General features: G+C 69.0%; 21 protein-coding genes. 1 reads left to right on the top strand and 20 read right to left on the bottom strand.

Annotation, left to right across the window (positions count from 1 at the left end; all coding sequences use genetic code 11):
• Positions 1-85: 85 nt before the first annotated feature.
• The 17 genes from atpD to G3I78_RS42135 form a co-directional block, all read right to left on the bottom strand.
• Positions 86-1,522: a F0F1 ATP synthase subunit beta gene (atpD, locus tag G3I78_RS42055; RefSeq protein ID WP_164434884.1), complete on the bottom strand. Its 1,437-nt coding sequence runs from the start codon at positions 1,520-1,522 to the stop codon at positions 86-88.
• Entirely contained in the window at positions 1,522-2,439 is a 918-nt protein-coding gene (locus G3I78_RS42060; RefSeq protein WP_164434886.1) for a F0F1 ATP synthase subunit gamma, read from the bottom strand. The genes atpD and G3I78_RS42060 overlap by 1 nt, the downstream gene beginning before the upstream one ends.
• Positions 2,440-2,460: 21 nt before the next feature.
• The gene (atpA, locus tag G3I78_RS42065; RefSeq protein ID WP_164434888.1) at positions 2,461-4,050 is read right to left on the bottom strand and encodes a F0F1 ATP synthase subunit alpha; all 1,590 of its coding nucleotides are present in this window, start codon (positions 4,048-4,050) and stop codon (positions 2,461-2,463) included.
• A 126-nt stretch (positions 4,051-4,176) separates the two neighbouring features.
• Complete coding sequence (locus G3I78_RS42070) at positions 4,177-4,992, bottom strand: F0F1 ATP synthase subunit delta (protein WP_164434890.1); 816 nt, start codon at positions 4,990-4,992, stop codon at positions 4,177-4,179.
• Entirely contained in the window at positions 4,989-5,540 is a 552-nt protein-coding gene (locus tag G3I78_RS42075; RefSeq protein ID WP_164434893.1) for a F0F1 ATP synthase subunit B, read from the bottom strand. The genes G3I78_RS42070 and G3I78_RS42075 overlap by 4 nt, the downstream gene beginning before the upstream one ends.
• Before the next feature lie 39 nt (positions 5,541-5,579).
• Complete coding sequence (gene atpE, locus G3I78_RS42080; RefSeq protein ID WP_006381669.1) at positions 5,580-5,810, bottom strand: ATP synthase F0 subunit C; 231 nt, start codon at positions 5,808-5,810, stop codon at positions 5,580-5,582.
• A 76-nt stretch (positions 5,811-5,886) separates the two neighbouring features.
• Positions 5,887-6,711, bottom strand: a complete 825-nt coding sequence (gene atpB, locus G3I78_RS42085) for a F0F1 ATP synthase subunit A (RefSeq protein WP_164434895.1) — start codon at positions 6,709-6,711, stop codon at positions 5,887-5,889.
• Between the two features lie 225 nt (positions 6,712-6,936).
• Positions 6,937-7,368 (bottom strand): hypothetical protein, encoded by a 432-nt coding sequence (locus G3I78_RS42090; RefSeq protein ID WP_164434897.1) that lies wholly within the window; start codon positions 7,366-7,368, stop codon positions 6,937-6,939.
• A gap of 307 nt (positions 7,369-7,675) precedes the next feature.
• The gene (locus G3I78_RS42095; RefSeq protein WP_164434899.1) at positions 7,676-8,989 is read right to left on the bottom strand and encodes an MraY family glycosyltransferase; all 1,314 of its coding nucleotides are present in this window, start codon (positions 8,987-8,989) and stop codon (positions 7,676-7,678) included.
• Positions 8,990-9,118: 129 nt separating this feature from the next.
• On the bottom strand, positions 9,119-10,360 hold the full coding sequence (gene glyA, locus G3I78_RS42100) for a serine hydroxymethyltransferase (RefSeq protein ID WP_164435005.1): 1,242 nt from the start codon (positions 10,358-10,360) through the stop codon (positions 9,119-9,121).
• 69 nt (positions 10,361-10,429) lie between these two features.
• The gene (locus G3I78_RS42105) at positions 10,430-11,101 is read right to left on the bottom strand and encodes a protein-tyrosine-phosphatase (RefSeq protein ID WP_164434901.1); all 672 of its coding nucleotides are present in this window, start codon (positions 11,099-11,101) and stop codon (positions 10,430-10,432) included.
• Positions 11,098-11,745 (bottom strand): L-threonylcarbamoyladenylate synthase, encoded by a 648-nt coding sequence (locus tag G3I78_RS42110; RefSeq protein WP_164434911.1) that lies wholly within the window; start codon positions 11,743-11,745, stop codon positions 11,098-11,100. Before G3I78_RS42110 ends, G3I78_RS42105 begins: the two co-directional genes overlap by 4 nt.
• Positions 11,746-11,797: 52 nt before the next feature.
• Complete coding sequence (gene prmC / locus G3I78_RS42115) at positions 11,798-12,637, bottom strand: peptide chain release factor N(5)-glutamine methyltransferase (protein WP_164434913.1); 840 nt, start codon at positions 12,635-12,637, stop codon at positions 11,798-11,800.
• Between the two features lie 84 nt (positions 12,638-12,721).
• A complete protein-coding gene (gene prfA / locus G3I78_RS42120) occupies positions 12,722-13,798 on the bottom strand; it encodes a peptide chain release factor 1 (protein ID WP_164434915.1) in 1,077 nt (358 codons plus the stop codon).
• A gap of 102 nt (positions 13,799-13,900) precedes the next feature.
• Positions 13,901-14,119 (bottom strand): 50S ribosomal protein L31, encoded by a 219-nt coding sequence (rpmE, locus tag G3I78_RS42125; RefSeq protein WP_079311057.1) that lies wholly within the window; start codon positions 14,117-14,119, stop codon positions 13,901-13,903.
• Between the two features lie 151 nt (positions 14,120-14,270).
• On the bottom strand, positions 14,271-15,377 hold the full coding sequence (locus G3I78_RS42130) for an LCP family protein (RefSeq protein ID WP_164434917.1): 1,107 nt from the start codon (positions 15,375-15,377) through the stop codon (positions 14,271-14,273).
• A gap of 207 nt (positions 15,378-15,584) precedes the next feature.
• The gene (locus tag G3I78_RS42135; protein ID WP_343243979.1) at positions 15,585-17,057 is read right to left on the bottom strand and encodes a trypsin-like serine protease; all 1,473 of its coding nucleotides are present in this window, start codon (positions 17,055-17,057) and stop codon (positions 15,585-15,587) included.
• Between G3I78_RS42135 and G3I78_RS53335 the strand changes: the two genes are divergently transcribed.
• Positions 17,038-17,352, top strand: a complete 315-nt coding sequence (locus tag G3I78_RS53335) for a hypothetical protein (protein ID WP_343243980.1) — start codon at positions 17,038-17,040, stop codon at positions 17,350-17,352. The two genes, G3I78_RS42135 and G3I78_RS53335, sit on opposite strands and share 20 nt — an antisense overlap.
• 153 nt (positions 17,353-17,505) lie before the next feature.
• Here the strand turns inward: G3I78_RS53335 and rho are convergent, their stop codons facing one another.
• The 3 genes from rho to thrC all read right to left on the bottom strand — a co-directional run bounded on the left by rho (position 17,506) and on the right by thrC (position 22,226).
• Positions 17,506-19,566: a transcription termination factor Rho gene (rho, locus tag G3I78_RS42140; protein WP_164434919.1), complete on the bottom strand. Its 2,061-nt coding sequence runs from the start codon at positions 19,564-19,566 to the stop codon at positions 17,506-17,508.
• Positions 19,567-19,974: 408 nt separating this feature from the next.
• Entirely contained in the window at positions 19,975-20,904 is a 930-nt protein-coding gene (gene thrB / locus G3I78_RS42145; protein WP_164434921.1) for a homoserine kinase, read from the bottom strand.
• A 263-nt stretch (positions 20,905-21,167) separates the two neighbouring features.
• Positions 21,168-22,226, bottom strand: coding sequence for a threonine synthase (thrC, locus tag G3I78_RS42150; protein WP_164434923.1), 1,059 nt, complete (start codon positions 22,224-22,226; stop codon positions 21,168-21,170).
• Positions 22,227-22,229: the final 3 nt, after the last annotated feature.

The following is a 22,229-nucleotide window of genomic DNA, read 5'->3' on the forward strand; positions in this document are numbered from 1 at the left end:
CGGTTCGGCCGGGTGTTGGTTACAAGTCTAGTAGGCAGAAAAGAGGGGGCGGGACGTGCCCCGCCCCCTCAGACGAGCGCGATGCTCAGGAGACGCCCAGCTCCTTGGCGTTGGCCTTGAGGTCCTCGATGCCACCGCACAGGAAGAACGCCTGCTCCGGGAAGTGGTCGAACTCGCCGTCGCAGATCGAGTTGAACGCGGAGATCGACTCGTCCAGCGGCACGTCCGAACCGTCCACGCCGGTGAACTGCTTGGCGACGTGGGTGTTCTGGGACAGGAAGCGCTCGACGCGGCGGGCACGCTGGACGACCAGCTTGTCCTCCTCGCTGAGCTCGTCGATGCCGAGGATCGCGATGATGTCCTGGAGGTCCTTGTACTTCTGGAGGATCCCCTTGACGCGCATCGCCGTCTCGTAGTGGTCCGCCGCGATGTAGCGGGGGTCCAGGATCCGGGACGTGGAGTCCAGCGGGTCCACGGCCGGGTAGATGCCCTTCTCGGAGATCGGACGGGACAGAACCGTCGTCGCGTCGAGGTGGGCGAAGGTGGTGGCCGGGGCCGGGTCGGTCAGGTCGTCCGCGGGGACGTAGATCGCCTGCATCGAGGTGATCGAGTGACCACGGGTCGAGGTGATGCGCTCCTGGAGGAGACCCATCTCGTCGGCCAGGTTCGGCTGGTAGCCCACCGCGGAGGGCATACGGCCGAGCAGGGTCGAGACCTCGGAACCGGCCTGCGTGAAGCGGAAGATGTTGTCGATGAAGAACAGCACGTCCTGCTTCTGCACATCGCGGAAGTACTCCGCCATGGTCAGACCTGCGAGGGCCACGCGCAGACGGGTGCCCGGGGGCTCGTCCATCTGGCCGAAGACCAGGGCGGTCTTGTCGATGACGCCCGAGTCCGACATCTCCTCGATGAGGTCGTTGCCCTCACGGGTGCGCTCACCGACACCGGCGAACACGGAGACACCGTCGTGGTTGTTGGCGACGCGGTAGATCATCTCCTGGATGAGCACCGTCTTGCCGACGCCGGCACCGCCGAACAGGCCGATCTTTCCACCCTTGACGTACGGGGTGAGAAGGTCGATGACCTTGACGCCGGTCTCGAACATCTCGGTCTTCGACTCGAGCTCGTCGAAGTTCGGGGCCTTGCGGTGGATGCCCCAGCGCTCGCCGTCGTACTGCTCGTCGACGTTCAGGACCTCGCCGAGGGTGTTGAACACCTTGCCCTTGGTGAAGTCGCCGACCGGGACGGTGATGGAGGCACCGGTGTCGGTCACCGGGGCCTGGCGGACCAGACCGTCGGTGGGCTGCATGGAGATGGTGCGGACCAGGCCGTCACCCAGGTGCTGGGCGACCTCCAGGGTCAGCGTCTTCTTCTCGCCGTCCTTGGCCGGGTCGGCCACCTCGACGTGAAGGGCGTTGTAGATGTCCGGCATCGCGTCGACGGGGAACTCCACGTCGACGACCGGGCCGATGACCCGGGCGACGCGGCCCGTGGCCGTCGCGGTCTCAACAGTGGTGGTCATTAGCGGTCACTCCCCGCGGTCGCGTCGGCGAGAGCACTCGCGCCACCGACGATCTCGCTGATTTCCTGGGTGATTTCGGCCTGGCGGGCCGCGTTGGCAAGCCGGGAGAGCGTGTTGATCAGCTCACCCGCGTTGTCGGTCGCCGACTTCATCGCGCGCCGCGTGGCGGCGTGCTTCGAAGCGGCCGACTGGAGCAGCGCGTTGTAGATACGGCTCTCCACATAGCGCGGCAGAAGGGCGTCGAGGACGTCCTCCGCCGAGGGCTCGAAGTCGTAGAGCGGAAGGATCTCGCCCTTGGGGGCTGCTTCCTTCGCCACCTCTTCGAGGCTGAGCGGGAGCAGACGGTCGTCGAGCGCCGTCTGCGTCATCATCGAGACGAACTCGGTGAAGACGATGTGGAGTTCGTCCACACCACCCTCGGCCGTGTCCTTCTCGATGGCCTCGATCAGCGGGCCCGCGACCTTCTTGGCGTCCGCGTACGTGGGCTCGTCGGTGAAGCCGCTCCACGACTCCGCGATCTTGCGCTCACGGAAGTTGTAGTGCGCGACACCACGGCGGCCGACGATGTAGACGTCGACCTCCTGGCCCTCGCGCTCCAGCCGCGCCGTCAACTGCTCCGCGGCCTTGATGGCGTTGGAGTTGAAGGCGCCGGCCAGACCGCGGTCGCTCGTCAGGAGCAGCACCGCGGACCGCACGACCGTGTCGGCCTGCGTGGTCAGCGGGTGCTTGGTGTTCGAGCCGGTGCCGACCGCCGTGACCGCGCGGGTGAGCTCGGTCGCGTAGGGCGCGGAGGCCGCCACCTTGCGCTGCGCCTTGACGACACGCGAGGCGGCGATCATCTCCATCGCCTTGGTGATCTTCTTGGTCGCGGTGACGGATCGGATGCGACGCTTGTAGACCCGGAGCTGGGCTCCCATGAGTCAGGTCCCTTCCTTACGTCACTTGGCGGCGGCCGGGGCGTCCTCGCCGAGAAGCTTGCCGTCCGAGGTCTCGAACTGCTTCTTGAAGTCGGCGATCGCGTCGGCAACAGCGGTGAGGGTGTCGTCCGACATCTTGCCGCCCTCCTTGATGGAGGTCATGAGGCCCTGCTCCTTGCGGTGCAGGTACTCGAGCAGCTCCTTCTCGAAGCGGCGGATGTCGTTGACCGGGACGTCGTCCATCTTGCCGGTGGTACCGGCCCACACGGAGACGACCTGGTCCTCGGTCGGCATCGGCTGGTACTGGGCCTGCTTGAGCAGCTCGACCATGCGCTGGCCGCGCTCCAGCTGCGACTTCGACGCCGCGTCCAGGTCGGAACCGAAGGCGGCGAACGCCTCCAGCTCACGGAACTGGGCGAGGTCCAGACGCAGTCGGCCGGACACCTGCTTCATCGCCTTGTGCTGCGCGGAACCACCGACTCGGGAGACGGAGATACCGACGTTCAGCGCGGGGCGCTGACCGGCGTTGAAGAGGTCCGACTCCAGGAAGCACTGGCCGTCGGTGATGGAGATGACGTTGGTCGGGATGAACGCCGAGACGTCGTTGGCCTTGGTCTCGACGATCGGCAGACCGGTCATCGAGCCCTTGCCCATCTCGTCGGAGAGCTTCGCGCAGCGCTCCAGCAGACGGGAGTGCAGGTAGAAGACGTCACCCGGGTAGGCCTCACGGCCCGGCGGACGGCGCAGCAGCAGGGACACGGCGCGGTAGGCGTCGGCCTGCTTCGAGAGGTCGTCGAAGATGATGAGGACGTGCTTGCCCTCGTACATCCACTCCTGGCCGATGGCCGAACCGGTGTACGGCGCCAGGTACTTGAAGCCGGCCGGGTCGGACGCCGGGGCGGCGACGATGGTCGTGTACTCCAGCGCGCCGGCCTCTTCGAGGGCACCGCGCACCGAGGCGATGGTGGAGCCCTTCTGACCGATGGCGACGTAGATGCAGCGGACCTGCTTGTTCACGTCGCCCGAGCGCCAGTTGTCGCGCTGGTTGATGATCGTGTCGACGGCCAGGGCGGTCTTGCCCGTCTGGCGGTCACCGATGATCAGCTGACGCTGGCCACGGCCGATCGGGGTCATCGCGTCGACGGCCTTGTAGCCGGTCTCCATCGGCTCGTGCACCGACTTACGGGCCATGACGCCCGGAGCCTGCAGCTCAAGGGCACGGCGACCGGTGGTCTCGATCTCGCCGAGGCCGTCGATCGGGTTGCCGAGCGGGTCGACGACGCGGCCGAGGTAGCCCTCGCCGACGGCCACGGAGAGGACCTCACCGGTGCGGGTGACCGGCTGGCCCTCCTCGACGCCGCTGAACTCGCCGAGGACGACGGCACCGATCTCACGCTCTTCGAGGTTGAGCGCGAGGCCGAGGGTGCCGTCCTCGAACTTCAGCAGTTCGTTGGCCATGGCCGAGGGCAGACCCTCGACCTTCGCGATGCCGTCGCCGGCAAGGGTGACCGTACCGACCTCCTCGCGCGAGGCCGCGTCCGGCTTGTACGACTGGACGAAGTTCTCCAGCGCGTCCCGGATCTCCTCCGGCCGGATCGTGAGCTCCGCCATCTGGGTTCCCTGCTCTCCTTGTTGGGCCCGAAGTTTCACTTTGGGGGTCTGGGGGCGACCCCCAGGATTCTTCATGTACGGCCCAACCAGGGCCGTCGTCAGATACGTACTGCTATGAAGTTGCTGCTAGCCCGCCACGCGGCGGCCGGCGTCCTCGATACGGTCCGCGATGGAGCCGTTGATGACCTCGTCACCGACCTGCACCCGGATCCCGCCGAGGACCTCGGGGTCCACGTCGAGGTTGAGGTGCATCCGGCGGCCGTAGAGCTTCGCCAGGGCATCGCCCAGGCGCTGCTTCTGCCGGTCGCTCAGCGGAACCGCCGAGGTGACGACGGCCACCGTGCGGTCCCGGCGCTCGGCGGCGAGCTTGGACAGGGACTCGAGGCCCGACTCCAGGCTACGTCCCCGCGGCGCGGCCACAAGGCGCGTCACCAGACGCTCGGTGGTGGCGTCGGCACGGCCGCCGAGCAGGCTGCCGAGCAGCTCGCGCTTGGCGGAGCCGGTCGCGGTGCGGTTGGTCAGCGCGGCGCGCAGCTCGGTGTTCGAGGAGACGATCCGGCCGAACCGGAAGAGCTCGTCCTCGACGTTGTCGAGCTTGCCCCGCTGCTGTGCGGAGGTGAGGTCGGCGACGTTGGCCAGCTCCTCCAGCGCGTCCACCAGGTCGCGCGACTGCGACCAGCGGGAGCGCACCGTGCCGGCGACGAGGTCCGCGGCGGAACCGCTGACCTGCGTGCCGATCAGGCGCTGGGCCAGTTCGGCCTTGGCCTCGCCGGCCTGCGCCGGGTCGGTCAGGACCCGACGCAGCGACACCTCGCGGTCGAGCAGCGCGGTGACGGCGGCCAGCTCGTCGGCGAGCGAGCCGGCGTCCACGGACGTGTTGTCCGTCAGCGCGTCGAGACGCTCGCGTGCGGCTGCCAGGGCCTCGCGGCTCGCTCCGTTCATCGCGCGGCCTCGGCCTTCTCCTCAAGGTCCTCAAGGAAGCGGTCGATCACGCGGCTCTGCCGGGCGTGGTCCTCGAGGGACTCGCCGACGAGCTTGCCGGCCAGGTCGGTGGCGAGCTTGCCGACGTCCTGGCGCAGCGCGGAGGAAGCGGCCTTGCGGTCCGCCTCGATCTGCGCGTGCCCGGCGGCGACGATCTCCTCGCGCTGCCGCTGGCCTTCCGCGCGCATCTCGGCGATGAGCGTGGCGCCCTGCTCCTGCGCCTCCTGGCGCAGCCGCGCGGCCTCGTGCCGGGCCTCGGCGAGCTGGGCCTTGTACTGCTCAAGGACGCTCTGGGCCTCGGTCTGGGCGGCCTCGGCCTTCTCGATACCGCCCTCGATGGCCTCGCGACGCTCTTCCAGAACCTTGTTGATGGTCGGGAGGAGCTTCTTGGCAAGGAAGCCGAAGACGATGACGAAGGCGATCAGGCCGATGACGAGCTCCGGCCACGGCGGAATGAGGGGATTCTCCTTCTCACCCTCAGCCGCCAGGAAAACCAGGGCGGTGTTCACATCAATGCCTTTCGTCGGGGTCGGTCGTCAGGGTTCGTCTTAGTAGACGAACGGCATGACCAGACCGATGAGGGCGAGCGCCTCACAGAAGGCGAAGCCGAGGATCTGGTTGGCGCGGATGAGGCCGGCAGCCTCGGGCTGGCGGGCGAGAGCCTGCGTACCGTTACCGAAGATGATGCCGACGCCGACGCCCGGGCCGATCGCGGCGAGGCCGTAACCGATGGAGCCGAGGTTGCCTTCGACCGCAGCGAGGGTCTGGAGAGCGGACATGCCGGTTCTTCCTTCTCTTTACAGTGACCGGTGGGGGTTGGCCACCGGATGTCTCTAGGGGGTGGCTGGGCGGTGCTCAGTGGTGCTCGGCGAGCGCGCCCTGGATGAAGGTGCAGGTCAGGAGGACGAAGACGTACGCCTGCACTGCCTGGATGAAGAGCTCGAAGGCCGTCATGATGATGACCATCACGAACGAGACGGCGGAGTACGCGATGCCGATGCCGTTCAGCATGTACCAGCTGGCGATCGTGAAGAGCAGCAGCAGGGTGTGACCGGCGAACATGTTCGCGAAGAGTCGCACCGCGTGCGTGAACGGACGGACGATCAGGTTCGAGAAGAACTCGATGGTCATCGCCAGCGGGAGCACCGGGCCGAGCGACTTGTCGTAGCCGGTGAAGTTCTTGAAGGCGCCGACGAATCCGTGCCGCTTGAAGGTCAGCGAGACCCACGTGATGTACACGAGCGCGGCCAGGACGGCCGGGTAGGCGATGATCGACGTCACCGGGAACTGGGCGACGGGGATGATCGACCAGAGGTTCATCACCCAGATGAAGAAGAACAGCGTGACGGCGAGCGGTACGTACTTCTCGCCTTCCTTCTTGCCGATGGTCTCGTAGACGATGCCTCGGCGGATGAAGTCGTAGCCGGCCTCGGCGACCATCTGGAGCTTGCCGGGCACGACCTTCGGGCGGGCGAACGCGGCCCAGAAGAAGCCCACGATGATGACCGAGCCGAGCAGGGCCAGCAGCATCGGCTTGTTGAAGTAGAGGCCGTTGCCGTCGGCGTCGCCCCACAGGGGCTCGAACATGAACGAGTGCAGGCCCGGAGCCGGGAAGCCACACCCGTCGAACAGGTGACAGCTCGTGTCGAAAGCGAGCGTCTGCGTCGGGTCAGCACTCACCGCGGGCTCCTTCGTCGTGGCGCATAGGTACGGCAACCTCGTTGTGTCGGCGCGGCATCAGGCCGCGGTTCGGCACGGGACTGGTGTAACGGATGTGGGGGCGGCTGGGGGGCATCACGCCTCGCGTTCGAGCAGGCGTCAGCTCGGATGCCCGCGCCCGCGATGCCGCAGTTGGCACCGGACGATAGCAGGGTCTCTCAGTCGCATTTATCCCGGCCCTACCTCTCACGACGAGTGCCCCGTTTTTTCGGACTTGGTGCCCGAATCGGGTTCGACGTAGAGGATCTTGGACTTCATGTGGGCGCGGGTCTGTGCGGCGATCCACGTGAGGGTGCCGACGACCAGCGTGAGAGCGAAAGCCTTGGGGTGGAACAACGTCGTGTTCTTGAAGGCCGCGACGAAGACGAACAGCAGCAGGATCTGAGCCGCGTAGAGCATCAGGCCCATCGCCTGGAAGAGGTGCGGAAGCGATTTGGCAGTGCGCTGCAGGACGTAGAGGCCGATTCCCATGAAGAGGACGACGATCAGCGTCGCCACACCCGCCCCGATCGCGCCCTTGCCACCGACCACCACACCACTGACGACGGCGGCGATCGCGCCGACGGCAGCCGTGGGCACGGCGGCCTGAGCCAGGATCCGGACGTCGTTGGACGGCATGGCGGCAACTCCGCTTTCAAAGGGGGGGTGTGTCGTCATGGACGAGCGTAGTCCCGGGATGAGAGTGACCCTCACGCCAATGGACCGTCGCACTACGGTCCTTCGGCTCTGTCCCGGGTTCTCGTGAACCGTATCACAAACTATTTGATGCGGTCTTTACCTAGAAGGTGTGCCTGCTGTCACACATGAGAGTGAAGGTGCGCGTCTGTGCAGAATCACGGTCGACTTGTCTGGTATTAGGGCGCTTTGACGCCTCGGCAGAGTCCCACGCGTTGGCAATGCTTTAGTCAGATTCTTACCTTGGACGTCAGCGCGACGTTTCGGCTTTGCGCCTCTCCGGGACGCGCGAACGAGCGCCCAGAGCGGTCGCGCCGTTGACCCCGGCCACCCCGACCGCGACCGGGGTGCGCTGCTCGGCCTCCGCCGGCTCCATGGGTCCCGCGAGCACGGGCCGTCGCCGCCGATACCGCGGCGGCACAAACCGCTGAGCCCACATCGGCGCCCGCGGAGTGAAGCGCGGCAGCAGGAGCAGGACGAGCCCGATCGCGCTGAGGATCACCACGCCGAGCACGATCCACATGGACGCGGAGTTCACGGAGTACGCGAGCGAGCCGAAGGCGATCAGCGCGGCCCAGAAGTACATGATCCACACGGCCCGGCTGTGCGAGTGCCCGACCTCCAGGAGCCGGTGGTGCAGATGGCCCCGGTCGGCGGCGAACGGCGACTGGCCGCGCCAGGTGCGGCGCACGATCGCCAGGATCAGGTCGGCGGCCGGCACCGCGATGATCGTCAGCGGCAGCAGCAGCGGGATGTAGACCGGGACCGTCTGGTGCACGGCCGCCTTCTCGGACCCGGCGAACAGCTTCAGCGCGTCCGGGTCGATCTGCCCGGTGATGGAGATCGCGCCCGCGGCCAGCACCAGGCCGATGAGCATCGAGCCGGAGTCGCCCATGAAGATCCGCGCCGGGTGCATGTTGTGCGGCAGGAAGCCCAGGCACATGCCCATCAGGATCGCCGAGAACAGCGTGGCCGGAGCCGCCGCCTCGATGCCGTACGAGTACCAGATCCGGTAGGCGTACAGGAAGAACGCCGCCGCCGCGATGCCCACCATGCCGGCCGCGAGACCGTCGAGGCCGTCGACGAAGTTCACCGCGTTGATGGTGATGACGACGAGCGCCACCGTCAGCAGGGTGCCCTGCCACTGGGTCAGCGCGACCGAGCCGACGCTCGGGATGGGCAGCCACAGGATCGTCAGACCCTGCATGACCATCACGCCGGCGGCGATCATCTGCCCGCCCAGCTTGATCAGGGCGTCGATCTCGAACTTGTCGTCCAGGACACCGATCAGCCAGATCAGGGCGGCGCCGGACAGCAGCGCGCGAGGTTCGTTCGACTTCTCGAAGACCTCGCTGAGGTTCGTCAGGTGGTCGGCGACCAGAAGGCCCGCGCACAGTCCGAAGAACATGGCGATCCCGCCGAGTCGCGGAGTCGGTTCCCGGTGCACGTCACGGGCCCGGATCTCCGGCATCGCTCCGGCCACGATCGCGAACTTCCGTACCGGCCCTGTCAGCAGATACGTCACCGCGGCCGTGATGCAGAGCGTCAGCAGGTATTCACGCACGGGCTTCCCCACAGGTCTCGCTGGCCATCTCAGCACCACACCCTAGCGACGCTCGCATATGGTTGTGGACTTCCGGGTAGAGCCGATGGTTGCACGTGTGGCTGTGCACCCTGGTGCGACTACCCCCGCTCAGGCCGGATACGGCGGAAATCCGCCGACGAGATCCCGTACTTCTTCACGAGCCTTCGTGGTCTCCGCCTCACCGCGGATCACCCCTGCGAGCAGGGCGGCGATCCTCGCCATCTGCTCCTCGGTCATGCCCTGGGTGGTGACGGCGGCCGTGCCCAGGCGCAGGCCGCGGGTCTCCGTGTGCGGCAGCGCACAGCAGTCGAGGACCATTCCGGCGGCCGCGAGCCGTCCGCGCGCGGTGCGTCCGTCGACGCCGAGGGGCGCGGGGTCGACCGTGACGAGGTGGGTGTCGGTGCCGCCGGTGGTGACGACGAACCCCTCCCCGGCCAGCCCGGCGGCCAGCACCTTCGCGTTGGCGACCACCTGATGGGCGTACGCGGTGAAGGCCGGTGCCGCCGCCTCGCCGAACGCGACCGCCTTCGCCGCGACGGTGTGCATCTGGGCGCCGCCCTGGGTGAACGGGAAGACCGCGCGGTCGATCCGCTCGGCCAGCTCCGCGCCGCACAGGATCATGCCGCCGCGGGGGCCGCGCAGCACCTTGTGCGTGGTGGCGCAGACGACGTCGGCGTACGGCACCGGGCTGGGCGCCGCTCCCCCGGCGACGAGCCCGATGGGGTGGGCGGCATCCGCGATGAGATACGCGCCCACCTCGTCCGCCACCTCCCTGAAGAAGGCGTGGTCGATGTGGCGGGGGTAGGCGATGGAGCCGCACACGATCGCCTTGGGCCGGTGGCTGCGGGCCAGCGTGCGCACCTGGTCGTGGTCGATGAGCCCGGTCTCGGCGTCGACGCCGTAGGGGACGAAGTCGAACCAGCGGCCGGAGAAGTTGGCGGGCGAGCCGTGGGTGAGGTGGCCGCCGTAGGGCAGGCCGAGGGCGAGGACGGTGTCGCCGGGGCGCAGCAGGGCCGCGTAGGCGGCGAGGACGGCGGAGGAGCCGGAGTGCGCCTGTACGTTGGCGTGCTCGGCGCCGAACAGGGCCTTGGCGCGGTCCACCGCGAGCCGCTCGGCGACGTCGACGATCTCGCAGCCGCCGTGGTGCCGGGCGCCCGGATAGCCCTCGGCGTACTTGTTGGCGAGCGGGGAGCCGAGGGCGGCCAGCACGGCGGGTGAGCAGAAGTTCTCGGCCGCGATCAGCTGGAGCGTCGACGACTGCCGCAGGAGCTCCCCCAGCAGGATCTCCGCCAGCTCGGGGTCCTGCCGCCGCAGGACGTCGGCGCTCTGGGGCGCGTGGGTGACCGACATGGTGGACTCCGGGGCGTCGACGATGACGTACACCCAATGTAGGCCCGGGGCCGGTGGGGTGCTCGGTCGTTACGCCCTTGCAGCTACACCTGTGAGAGCGGTGACCACCGGGTCCAGCGCCTCGTTTATCTCGTCGCCGATCGAGCGGAAGAAGGTCAGGGGGGCGCCGTAGGGGTCGAAGACCTCGTCGGCCTCGGCGGTGGGGGCCAGGAGCCACCCGCGTAGAGCCGCCGCGGCGCGGACCAGGGCCCTGGCCCGGATGATCAGGCCGTCCTCCAGCGGGGGCAGGGTCGCCGGGTCTATCGCCTTCACCAGGCGGGTGAACTCCTTCAGGGTGAAGGTGCGCAGGCCCGCCGAGTGGCCCATGGAGATGACCTGCTGGCGATGGTCGCGGGTGGCCGTCAGGACCAGGTCCGCCATGATCACGTGTTCGTCCAGCAGCTCCCGGCCCATGAACCCGGTGGCGTCCGCGCCGAAGTCGGCCAGCACGGTCTCCGCGTTGGCCTCCATGGGCGCGCCCTCGTGGCCCCAGGTCCCCGCGCTCTCCACGACGAGGCCGCCCCACAGCGGGTCGCCCAGCCGGTCCGCCAGGGCATGCCGGGTCAGCCGCTCGGTGATCGGCGAGCGGCACACGTTGCCGGTGCTGACGTGGAGGATGCGGAAGCTGTCACGCGGGAGACCCGTGAAGGTCCGTGTCACTTCCCCGTCCCATATGCCACGCCCCGCGTCAGGGGCCGTCAATTCGCCACCTCGAGGTCGGGTACGACCTTCCTGAGCTCGTCGGCGGTGATCGCGCCCTCGCGCAGCAGCAGCGGCACCTCACGGGTGACGTCGACGATCGAGGACGGCACGATGCCCGGGGTCGGACCGCCGTCGAGGTACACGGAGACCGAGTCGCCGAGCATCTCCTGGGCGGCGTCGCAGTCCTCCGGCGACGGGTGCCCGGTCAGGTTCGCCGACGACACGGCCATCGGGCCGACCTCGGTGAGCAGTTCGAGCGCGACGGGGTGCAGCGGCATGCGCACGGCGACCGTGCCCCGGGTGTCGCCCAGGTCCCACTGGAGGGACGGCTGGTGCTTGGCGACGAGCGTGAGCGCGCCCGGCCAGAACGCGTCGACCAGTTCCCAGGCCAGCTCGGAGAAGTCCGTGACGAGACCGTGGAGGGTGTTCGGGGAGCCGATCAGCACGGGGGTGGGCATGTTGCGGCCCCGGCCCTTGGCCTCCAGGAGGTCCTGGACGGCCTCCGAGGAGAACGCGTCGGCGCCGATGCCGTAGACCGTGTCGGTCGGGAGGACCACGAGCTCGCCACGGCGGACGGCGGACGCGGCTTCGCGCAGACCGGTCGTGCGGTCGGTCGCGTCGTTGGTGTCGTATCGCCGAGCCATGTCTAGCGGGCCTCCTCGTACACGTACTGCTTCGAAGTCTTCGGGAAGTGGCTCACGGCATCGCCTTGCGGGCCGTCGCGAACCGGGGGCGGTTGTTGAGGTCCGGGTGGTCGGCCGCGTCGGCCCAGCCCCGCTCCTCGGTGAAGATCCACGGCACCTGGCCGCCCTGGGTGTCGGCGTGCTCGATGACGACGACGCCGCCGGGGCGCAGGAGCCGGTGTGCGGTGCGTTCCAGACCGCGGATGAGGTCGAGGCCGTCCTCGCCGGAGAACAGGGCGAGTTCGGGGTCGTAGTCCCGGGCCTCGATGGCGACGTACTCCCACTCGGTGAGCGGGATGTAGGGCGGGTTGGAGATCACCAGGTCGACATGGCCGTCGAGGTCGGGGAAGGCGTCCAGGGCGTTGCCCTGACGCAGGTCCACCCGGGAGCCCTCGACGTTCTTACGGGTCCACCTGAGCGCTTCCTCGGACAGTTCCACGGCGTGCACGCGGGAGCGCGGGACCTCCTGGGCGAGGGCGAGCGCGATGGCGCCGGAGCCGGTGCACAGGTCGACGATGCGGGGCTCGACGACGTCCATCGCGCGCACCGCGTCTATGGCCCAGCCGACCACGGACTCGGTCTCGGGCCGCGGCACGAACACCCCGGGGCCCACCTGGAGTTCGAGGTAGCGGAAGTAGGCGAGCCCGGTGATGTGCTGGAGCGGCTCGCGCTGCTCACGGCGCGCGATGACCTCCCAGTACCGGGCGTCGAAGTCCGCGTCCTTCACGGAGTGCAGCTCGCCCCGCTTCACGCCGTGCACGAACGCGGCGAGCTCCTCCGCGTCGTTGCGCGGCGAGGGCACGCCGGCGTCGGCCAGCCGCTGGGTGGCCTGGGCCACCTCTGCGAGCAGCACGCCGCGGGGGTTTGGGGGTCGCCCCCCAAATGGTTGCAGCACGCAAGTCCTCCGTGTCGTACTCGGTCGTGCGTAGGTACCTCTTTACGCGGCCGCCAGCTTCGCCGCCGAGTCCGCGTCGACGCAGGCCTGGATCACCGCGTCGAGGTCGCCGTCCAGGACCTGGTCCAGGTTGTACGACTTGAAGCCGACGCGGTGGTCCGAGATGCGGTTCTCCGGGAAGTTGTACGTGCGGATCTTCTCGGAGCGGTCGACGGTGCGGACCTGGCTGCGGCGGGCGTCGGCGGCCTCCCGCTCCGCCTCCTCCTGCGCCGCCGCGAGCAGCCTGGAGCGCAGGATACGCAAGGCCTGCTCCTTGTTCTGCAGCTGGCTCTTCTCGTTCTGGCAGGAGGCGACGACTCCGGTGGGAATGTGCGTGATGCGCACGGCGGAGTCGGTGGTGTTGACGGACTGTCCGCCGGGCCCGGAGGAGCGGTAGACGTCGATGCGGAGGTCGTTGGGGTTGATCTCGACGTCGACCTCCTCGGCCTCGGGGGTCACGAGGACACCGGCCGCGGAGGTGTGGATGCGGCCCTGGGACTCGGTGGCCGGCACCCGCTGCACGCGGTGCACCCCGCCCTCGTACTTCAGGCGGGCCCACACGCCCTGGCCGGGCTCGGTGGCGCCCTGGCCGCCCTTGGTCTTCACCGCGACCTGGACGTCCTTGTAGCCGCCCAGCTCGGACTCGGTGGCGTCGATGATCTCGGTCTTCCAGCCGACCCGCTCCGCGTACCGCAGGTACATCCGCAGGAGGTCACCGGCGAACAGCGCGGATTCGTCGCCGCCCGCGCCCGCCTTGATCTCCAGGATGACGTCCTTGTCGTCGCTGGGGTCGCGCGGGACGAGGAGCAGCCGCAGCTTCTCCGTCAGCTCCTCGCGCGTCCGCTCCAGCTCCTTGACCTCGGCCGCGAAGTCCGGGTCGTCGGCGGCGAGTTCCTTCGCCGTGTCGATGTCGTCGCCGGTCTGCTTCCAGGAGCGGTACGTGGCGACGATCGGGGTGAGCTCGGCGTAGCGCTTGTTCAGCTTGCGCGCGTTGGCCTGGTCGGCGAAGACCGACGGGTCGGCGAGCTTCGTCTCCAGGTCGGCGTGCTCACCGAGGAGTTCCTCGACGGCCTCGAACATCTCTGGCTCCTGTACTGCGGATAGCGGGGGAAGGCGGGCGACCAAAAACGCCGGTCCCGGCGCACTCCGAGGAGTGCGGCGTGGACCGGCGCTGGTGGCTCGCTACTTCTTGGCAGCAGCCTTGCCGAAGCGGGCCTCGAAGCGGGCCACACGGCCACCGGTGTCGAGGATCTTCTGCTTGCCCGTGTAGAACGGGTGGCACTCGGAGCAGACCTCGGCGCGGATGGTGCCGCTCTCGATCGTGCTACGGGTGGTGAACGACGCGCCACAGGTGCAGCTGACCTGCGTCTCGACGTACTCGGGGTGGATGTCGCGCTTCAAGGTGTCTCCTAGTTTCGGGAGGGCACCGGGTCGCCGTCCGCGGGCTGCGGGGGCGTGAACCGGGGCCGACGTACCAGTCTGCCAGGACTGGCCGCATCCCCCAAAACGGGGGGTCGCCCCGATCTATTCCCGGACCGCGGCGGACGGTCCGCTACGACGTGACGACACCCTTGGCCTGGCCCGTCGCCGTGCCCTCGGTGGCCGACCTCGGGATCGCCCGGTCGTTCTCCAGGGCCGTCCAGACCTGCTTGGCCTTGGCCTCCTCGACGATCACGCGGTTGGGGTCGGCGGGGTCGTACTGGACCGGCATGGTGACCATGGTCATGTTCTTGGAGCCGATCCCCTTCAGGCCGTTCGCGAAGGACATCAGCTTGTTGACGGAGCCGAGGTCGGAGTCGGTGGTGACCGTCTTCGTCGCGGTGTCGGCGAGGTCGTACAGCTTCTTCGGGCTGGTGAAGACGCCGACGTCCTTGATCTGCTCGACCAGGGCCTTGATGAACGCCTGCTGGAGCTGGATCCGGCCGAGGTCGGAGCCGTCGCCCACGCCGTGCCGGGTGCGGACCAGGCCGAGCGCCTGCTTGCCGGTGAGGGTGTGGGTGCCGGCCTTCAGGTCGAGGTGGCTCTCGGCGTCCTCGATGTTCTTCGTGGTGGTGACCGGGACCCCGCCGAGCTCGTCGATGAGCTTCTGGAAGCCGGAGAAGTCGACCTCCAGGTAGTGGTCCATGCGGATGCCGGTCATGGACTCGACCGTCTTCACCGCGCAGGCCGCGCCGCCGGTCGTGTACGCCGAGTTGAACATCACGTTCGTCGCCGCGTCGTGCGTCTCGCCGTCGGTGCCGGTGCACTCGGGGCGGTCGATGAGGGTGTCCCGGGGTATGGAGACCACGCTGGCCTTCTTGTGGCCCTCGTAGACGTGCACGACCATCGCGGTGTCGGAGCGGGCGCTGCCGTCGTCGGTGCCGCCGCCGAGCTTCTTGTTGGAGCCGGAGCGGCTGTCCGAGCCCAGCACGAGGATGTTCTCGGAGCCGTTGTCGACCTTGGTGGGCCGGGCGCTGCCGAGGGCCTGGTCGATGTCGACGCTCTTGATGTTGCCGTTGAGCTTGAAGTACAGGTAGCCGGCCCCGGTGCCGCCCAGCACCACGATCCCCGCGGCGACCCAGGCCGTGACGAGCAGGCCCTTGCGTCCCTTGCTGCGGGGTTTACGACGACGTCCCTTGCCGCCCGGTGTTCCGGGTTCCGGCGTGCTCTCGGCTGACATGTGCTCCTCGCATCTCGTCCGGTCGGTTACCCCCTGTTTTCAGGGTCAGACGTGGTCACAAAAAGACCCGTACCGCTCCATGTTCGCTCCGCCTGGTCAGACGGCGAAACTCGAGAAAGGGTTGCACAACGCGCTGTGACCACCACGTGAAGCGGTGGTCACAGCACGTCACCAGAACCTCAGGGCGAGCCTTGCTCACCAGCGGTTTCAGCCAAAGATGTCGTACTGCTGGAAACCGGTACCAACACTGACCCTTGTGGCAAAGATCTCGCTGGTCGCCTTGCCGGTGCCCTTGTACAGGTAGAGCGTGCCGCCCGGGGTGCGGGCCAGCAGGTCGGCGCGGCCGTCGCCGGTGATGTCGCCGACGGTGTCGAAGACGTTGTAGCCGGTCCAGGCCTTGCGCACCTTGATCCGCGCGGTGAAGGCACCCGTGCCGGACTTGCCGACGCCCTTGTACAGGTAGAGGTCGCCGTTGCTCTTGGCGCGGGCCAGCAGGTCCGCCCGGCCGTCGCCGTTGAAGTCGCCGTGCCCGAGGAGCTGGTTGTACTGGTTCCAGCCGGAGCCGACCTTCACCCGGGTCGCGAAGCTGCCGTCGCCCTTGCCCGGGTAGATCCACAGGACGCCCGCGGAGTCGACGGAGAGCAGGTCCGGCTTGTAGTCGCCGGTGACGTCCCCGGGGGTGACGATCCGGGTGCGGGTCTTCCAGTTGGTGAAGACCTTCTTCGGCGCGGCCCAGGTCCCGCTGGAGGGGACGTACCGCAGCCAGTAGATGTCACCGGTCGCGGAGACCCGGTACACGAAGTCCTGGAAGCCGTCCCGGTTCAGGTCGGTCTGCCGGACCAGGTTGACGCCGTTCCAGTCGCCCCAGGACTGCCGGGCGCCGAGGGTGCTGCCCTTGGAGTCCAGCTCGTAGCCGACCTTGGTGGAGGACTTGCGCACCCACAGGTCGGCCTTGTCGTCGAGGCTGAGGTTGGTGTCGTCGATGCGCGGATAGGCGGCGCCGACGTACTTGCTGACCTTGGTGAAGACGCTGTAGGCGCCCTTGGCCACGCAGTCCGTGACGTTCCAGGAGACGACACCGGCGATCCGGCCGTTCACGACGAGCGGTCCGCCGGAGTCGCCGCTGCAGATCGCGGTCGTACCGGAGTCGCTGCCGCTGGCGGGCTTGCCGGCGCAGACCATGTGCCCCTTGATGAACCAGTCGCCGTAGGCCGAGGCGCAGGTCGCGTCCGACTTGACCGGCAGCGTGGCCGTCTTCAGGGCCTCGGAGATGTCGTCGCTGGTGGAGCTGGTGCGGCCCCAGCCGTAGACCTTGGCGCTGGTGTTGGTCGCGTACGACGCGGTGTCCGTGGACGTCACCATGCGGATCGGGGTGGCCTTGACGGGGGCCGCCAGGGTCAGCACCGCGATGTCGTTGTCGATGGTGTCCGCGTTGTACGACGGGTGGTACCACTGCCGCAGTACGGCCGTCGCGGTGCCGCCGTGCAGGTTGCCGTCGGCGGCGGGCAGCTGCGCGGTACCGGTGACCACGGCGCCGCCCTTGGCCCAGTCGGCGCCCTTGACGCAGTGCGCGGCGGTGAGGATCTTCGTGGGCGCGATGACGGCGCCGCCGCAGAAGAAGCCGGTGTCGTCGCTCTCGTCGGTGGTGCCGTGGTCGTCGGTGTACCAGAGCTGGGCCATCCAGGGCGCCGAGGAGATGGTGGTCGTCGAGCCGCCGATGACCATCGGCGAGATGCCGCTGTCGACGGTGGCGCTGCTCGCCGCCGACGTCGACGGCCTGGTCACCGTCCCGGAGCCGTCGTCGGTCGCCATGGCGGCCACGACCCGCTTCTCCAGTTCGGCCCGCGAGGGCGCCTTCGCGGCGGTCCTCTTCGGCGCCTTCGGCTCGGGCGCGACGGTGGCGGCGTTCGCCGACGTGGCCAGCAGCGCGGCGGCCACGGCGACGGGCAGCGCGATCCGGACCCGGCGTCTGTAGCGCCCGGCACCTCCGGACATGGGTATGCCCATGCAAGTCCCCCCTAGGGATATGAAGTTCAGAGGATCGAAAATTCAACCGAAGAGCGTGATCGTAAACCAAAAAGAGCCGCCCCCTGACAAACAGGGGGCGGCTCTTCCAAAAGGGTCCGGCTCAGTCGCCGTTGCCCGGCGTCGGCGTCGTCTTCTGGATCTGCATCAGGAATTCGGCGTTCGACTTCGTCTGCTTCATCTTGTCGAGGAGCAGTTCCACCGCCTGCTGCTGGTCGAGGGCGTGCAGCACCCGGCGCAGCTTCCATACGATGGCCAGCTCGTCGGGGGCGAGCAGGATCTCTTCCTTACGGGTGCCGGACGCGTCGACGTCCACCGCCGGGAAGATCCGCTTGTCCGCGAGCTTCCGGTCGAGCTTGAGCTCGGCGTTGCCCGTGCCCTTGAACTCCTCGAAGATGACCTCGTCCATGCGGGACCCGGTGTCGACGAGCGCGGTGGCGAGGATGGTCAGCGAGCCGCCGTCCTCGATGTTGCGCGCGGCACCGAAGAAGCGCTTGGGCGGGTACAGGGCCGTCGAGTCGACACCACCGGAGAGGATGCGGCCGGAGGCGGGGGCGGCGAGGTTGTAGGCACGGCCCAGACGCGTGATCGAGTCGAGCAGGACGACCACGTCGTGGCCCAGCTCCACCAGCCGCTTGGCGCGCTCGATGGCGAGCTCGGCGACCGTGGTGTGGTCCTCGGCCGGGCGGTCGAAGGTCGAGGAGATGACCTCGCCCTTGACCGACCGCTGCATGTCGGTGACCTCTTCCGGACGCTCGTCGACCAGGACGACCATCAGGTGGCACTCGGGGTTGTTGTGCGTGATCGCGTTGGCGATGGCCTGCATGATCATGGTCTTGCCGGTCTTCGGCGGGGCCACGATCAGACCGCGCTGGCCCTTGCCGATCGGCGACACGAGGTCGATGATCCGGGTGGTCAGCACGCCCGGGTCGGTCTCCAGACGGAGCCGGTCCTGCGGGTACAGCGGGGTCAGCTTGTTGAACTCCGGGCGGCCACGGCCGTGTTCGGGCGCCATGCCGTTGACGGAGTCGAGCCGGACCAGCGCGTTGAACTTCTCGCGCCGCTCGCCTTCCTTGGGCTGGCGGACCGCGCCGGTGACGTGGTCGCCCTTGCGCAGGCCGTTCTTGCGGACCTGGGCGAGGGAGACGTACACGTCGTTCGGCCCGGGCAGGTAGCCCGAGGTACGGATGAAGGCGTAGTTGTCGAGGATGTCGAGGATGCCCGCGACCGGGATCAGGACGTCGTCCTCGTTGATCTGCGGCTCGCTGCTGCCACCGATCTCGTCGCGGCCGCGACGGCCCCGGCGGTCCCGGTAACGGCCCCGGCGGCCGCGGCGGCCACCCTCGAAGTCGTCGTCGTCCTGCGGGCCGTTGTCGCGCTGCTGACGGTCCTGGCGGTCCGGACGGCCGCCGCCCTGCTGCTGGTTCTGCTGCTGGCGCTGACCGCCCTGGCCCTGCTGGTCGTCGCTCTTGCGGCGGTCCCCGCGCTCGCCCCGCTCGCCGCGCTCCCCGCGGTCACGGCCGCGGTCACGGCGGTCGCGGCGGCCACGGCCCTCGCCGTCACCGGCGTCGCCCTGCGGCTGCTGCGCCTGTGCGGGCGTCTCGGCCCTGGCCTCGCTCTTGGCCTCGGCCACGACGGTCTCGGGGCTGCCCGCGGGGGTGCCGGCCTCGGCGGTCGCGCGCCGACGGCGGCGCTCGGCCGGGGCGTCCTCTCCCCCACGCTCGGCCTCGCTCGCGCGGGAGGGGCCCCCGGCCGGCTGACCGGGGATCTCGATCTGCTGCTGCGCGACGGCCTTCTCGGCCTGCTCGGCGGGGGCCTCGGCCTTCGCGTCCGCCTTCTTCTCCACGGCGTCGCCGGTGCGGGCCTTGGAGGTGGCGCGGCGCTTCGGCTTGGTCTCGGTGGCGCTCTCGGCCTTCGCCGGGGCCCCACCACCCGCCTGCGCCTCCTTGATGACCTCGATCAGCTGGCTCTTGCGCATACGCGCGGTGCCCCTGATACCGAGGCCGGATGCGACCTGCTGCAGCTCGGCCAGCACCATGCCGTCGAGGCCGGTACCGCGGCGCCGCCGGGAGCCGGCACCGGTGGCAGGCGCGGAGGCGTCCGTGGAGGGCGCGGCAGCGGTCTCCTCGACACGTGCGCCCATCAGATCGGTGGTGTCGCTCACGAAGGGTCCTTCCCTGGAGCGGACGTCGGCCTGTCTGGCTCGGCGACCGTTTGTGCTGTCCGACGTCGGTCCCATCCTTGTGGACCGTGCCGGGGCGGTGGTCCGCCTAAGCGGCGGAGGAATGTGGTGACGGCGCTTCCGAGAGCCGTGGCACTGAGTGTCCGTGTCACGTGGCTTGGTCGCACCGGTTCCGGAGCGTGCCCGGCAAGTCGCTCAGTGCTCGCGTACGAGGTACTGCCCATGTACGTCGTACGAAACACAGTGCGGCTTGGGAGGCTCCCGGAAGAATGTCTGTCCCGGACGGGGACACGAAGCACCTCGCCATGGTGGGGTCGGGTGCAGACTTGAGGTTAACACTACCGGATCCAACAAACATTCCCCCTCTCGAAATCCGGCACACGCCGGATTTCAGATGTCACTGGCCGCCGCGAGCGGCAGCACACTCGCCCCGTGGGCGTCGAGTTCCAGACGGTTGGCGGCCCAGCCCCCGCCCGCCAGATGGGCCACCTTGTCGGCGCTGTCCCCGTCGACGAGCGCGAGCACGGTGGGTCCCGCTCCTGAGATGACTGCCGGGACTCCGTCGGCCCGCAGCCGCTCCACCAGTGCGGCGCTCTCCGGCATGGCGGGAGCGCGGTACTCCTGGTGGAGACGGTCCTCGGTGGCCGGCAGCAGCAGCTCGGGGCGCCTGGTGAGGGCCTCGACGAGCAGCGCGGCACGGCCCGCGTTGGCGGCGGCGTCGACGTGCGGCACGGTGCGCGGGAGCAGTCCGCGCGCGGTCTCGGTCAGGACGGGTTTCCCGGGTACGAAAACCACCGGAACGATGGAATCGGCGGGCTCCAGCCTGATCGCCCGGGCGGCACCGGCCTCCATCCAGGCGACGGTGAACCCGCCGAGCAGACAAGGCGCCACGTTGTCGGGGTGGCCCTCGATCTCGGTGGCCAGCTCCAGCAGCGCGGTGTCGTCGAGCCGGGCCTCGCCGCCTATGGTCACGGCGCGCGCGGCGACGATGCCGGCGCAGATGGCGGCGGAGGAGGAGCCGAGGCCCCGGCCGTGCGGGATGCGGTTGGCGCAGACGATCTCCAGTCCGCGCGGCTGGCCGCCCAGCAGATCGAAGGCGGTGCGCAGGGATCGTACGAGAAGGTGGTTCTCGTCACGCGGGAGCGTCTCGTTCCCCTCCCCCGCGATGTCGATGTTCAGCCCGGAGTCGGCCACCCGGACGACCACGTCGTCGTAGAGCCCCAGCGAGAGGCCCAGGGCGTCGAAGCCCGGGCCGAGGTTGGCGCTGGTGGCGGGGACGCGCACCCGGACGGCGGCGGCGCGGAAGGCGGGACCGGCCATCTCTCGATGACTCTCCTTGAGCTGCGTGATTGTCGAATGACATTCGATGACGTACGAGGACCCCTGGCCCTTCAGGCCACGGAGACGACGCGGCACCGTCCATACGACTCCGGTCGGAGGCATATGCAGCGGGCGGGTTCGGTACAGCCTATCGAAGGAAGGTTCTGTGGCGACATAGGGCGCACAGGAGGCGCACGATGCGTGTCGTAAGCCCCCTGTGCACCCCTTACCGGGATCCCCCGGCCGGAGTCGCTGATTCCGTGTCAGGCGAGGCCGAGGCGCTCGGCCGCCGTCGCCGCGTCGACCGGGACGGTGACCGGCTGCGGGGCGCCCGCGACCGCCCAGTCCGGGTCCTTGAGGCCGTTGCCGGTGACCGTGCACACGATCTTCTGGCCCGGGTCGACCTTGCCCTGCTCGGCCGCCTTCAGCAGACCGGCCACCGACGCGGCCGAGGCGGGCTCCACGAAGACACCCTCCTGGGAGGCCAACAGCCGGTAGGCGCGCAGGATCTCACGGTCCGTCACCTCGTCGATGAACCCGCCGGACTCCTCCTTCGCCGCGAGGGCGTACTGCCAGGAGGCAGGGTTGCCGATGCGGATCGCGGTCGCGATGGTCGAGGGGTCCTTGACGACCTCGCCGCGCACGATCGGGGCGCTGCCGGAGGCCTGGAAGCCCCACATCCGGGGCGTCCTGGAGGCGGTGCCGTCGGCGGCGTACTCCTTGTAGCCCTTCCAGTACGCCGTGATGTTGCCGGCGTTGCCGACCGGCAGGACGTGGATGTCGGGCGCGTCGCCGAGCATGTCCACGATCTCGAACGAGGCGGTCTTCTGGCCCTCGATGCGCACCGGGTTGACCGAATTGACCAGCGCCACCGGGTAGTTGTCGCTCAGCGCGCGGGCCAGGGTGAGGCAGTCGTCGAAGTTGCCGTCGACCTGGAGGATCTTCGCGCCGTGCACGAGGGCCTGGCCCATCTTGCCGATCGCGATCTTGCCCTGCGGGACGAGGACGGCGCAGACCATGCCCGCGCGCACCGCGTAGGCGGCGGCGGAGGCCGAGGTGTTGCCGGTGGAGGCGCAGATGACCGCCTTCGCGCCCTCCTCCTTGGCCCGCGTGATCGCCATGGTCATACCGCGGTCCTTGAAGGACCCGGTGGGGTTGGCGCCCTCCACCTTGAGGTGGACCTCGCACCCGGTGCGCTCGGAGAGCACCTGCGCGGGCACGAGGGGCGTGCCGCCCTCGCGGAGCGTCACGACCGGCGTGGTGTCGGAGACGGGCAGCCGGTCCCGGTACTCCTCGATGATTCCGCGCCACTGGTGGGTCATTGC

Source organism: Streptomyces sp. SID13726 (genome assembly GCF_010548375.1).
In the GTDB taxonomy this organism is placed as follows: domain Bacteria; phylum Actinomycetota; class Actinomycetes; order Streptomycetales; family Streptomycetaceae; genus Streptomyces.

Excerpts from the sequence above, each read along its gene's own strand:
- G3I78_RS42060 (WP_164434886.1), bottom strand. The coding sequence starts at position 2,439 with ATGGGAGCCCAGCTCCGGGTCTACAAGCGTCGCATCCGATCCGTCACC.
- thrC (WP_164434923.1), bottom strand. The coding sequence starts at position 22,226 with ATGACCCACCAGTGGCGCGGAATCATCGAGGAGTACCGGGACCGGCTG.
- atpE (WP_006381669.1), bottom strand. The coding sequence starts at position 5,810 with ATGTCCGCTCTCCAGACCCTCGCTGCGGTCGAAGGCAACCTCGGCTCC.
- G3I78_RS42110 (WP_164434911.1), bottom strand. The coding sequence starts at position 11,745 with ATGGCTCGGCGATACGACACCAACGACGCGACCGACCGCACGACCGGT.
- G3I78_RS42135 (WP_343243979.1), bottom strand. The coding sequence starts at position 17,057 with ATGGCCCAGCTCTGGTACACCGACGACCACGGCACCACCGACGAGAGC.
- atpD (WP_164434884.1), bottom strand. The coding sequence starts at position 1,522 with ATGACCACCACTGTTGAGACCGCGACGGCCACGGGCCGCGTCGCCCGG.
- G3I78_RS42070 (WP_164434890.1), bottom strand. The coding sequence starts at position 4,992 with ATGAACGGAGCGAGCCGCGAGGCCCTGGCAGCCGCACGCGAGCGTCTC.
- thrB (WP_164434921.1), bottom strand. The coding sequence starts at position 20,904 with ATGGCCGGTCCCGCCTTCCGCGCCGCCGCCGTCCGGGTGCGCGTCCCC.
- prfA (WP_164434915.1), bottom strand. The coding sequence starts at position 13,798 with ATGTTCGAGGCCGTCGAGGAACTCCTCGGTGAGCACGCCGACCTGGAG.
- glyA (WP_164435005.1), bottom strand. The coding sequence starts at position 10,360 with ATGTCGGTCACCCACGCGCCCCAGAGCGCCGACGTCCTGCGGCGGCAG.
- G3I78_RS42130 (WP_164434917.1), bottom strand. The coding sequence starts at position 15,377 with ATGTCAGCCGAGAGCACGCCGGAACCCGGAACACCGGGCGGCAAGGGA.
- atpA (WP_164434888.1), bottom strand. The coding sequence starts at position 4,050 with ATGGCGGAGCTCACGATCCGGCCGGAGGAGATCCGGGACGCGCTGGAG.
- G3I78_RS42090 (WP_164434897.1), bottom strand. The coding sequence starts at position 7,368 with ATGCCGTCCAACGACGTCCGGATCCTGGCTCAGGCCGCCGTGCCCACG.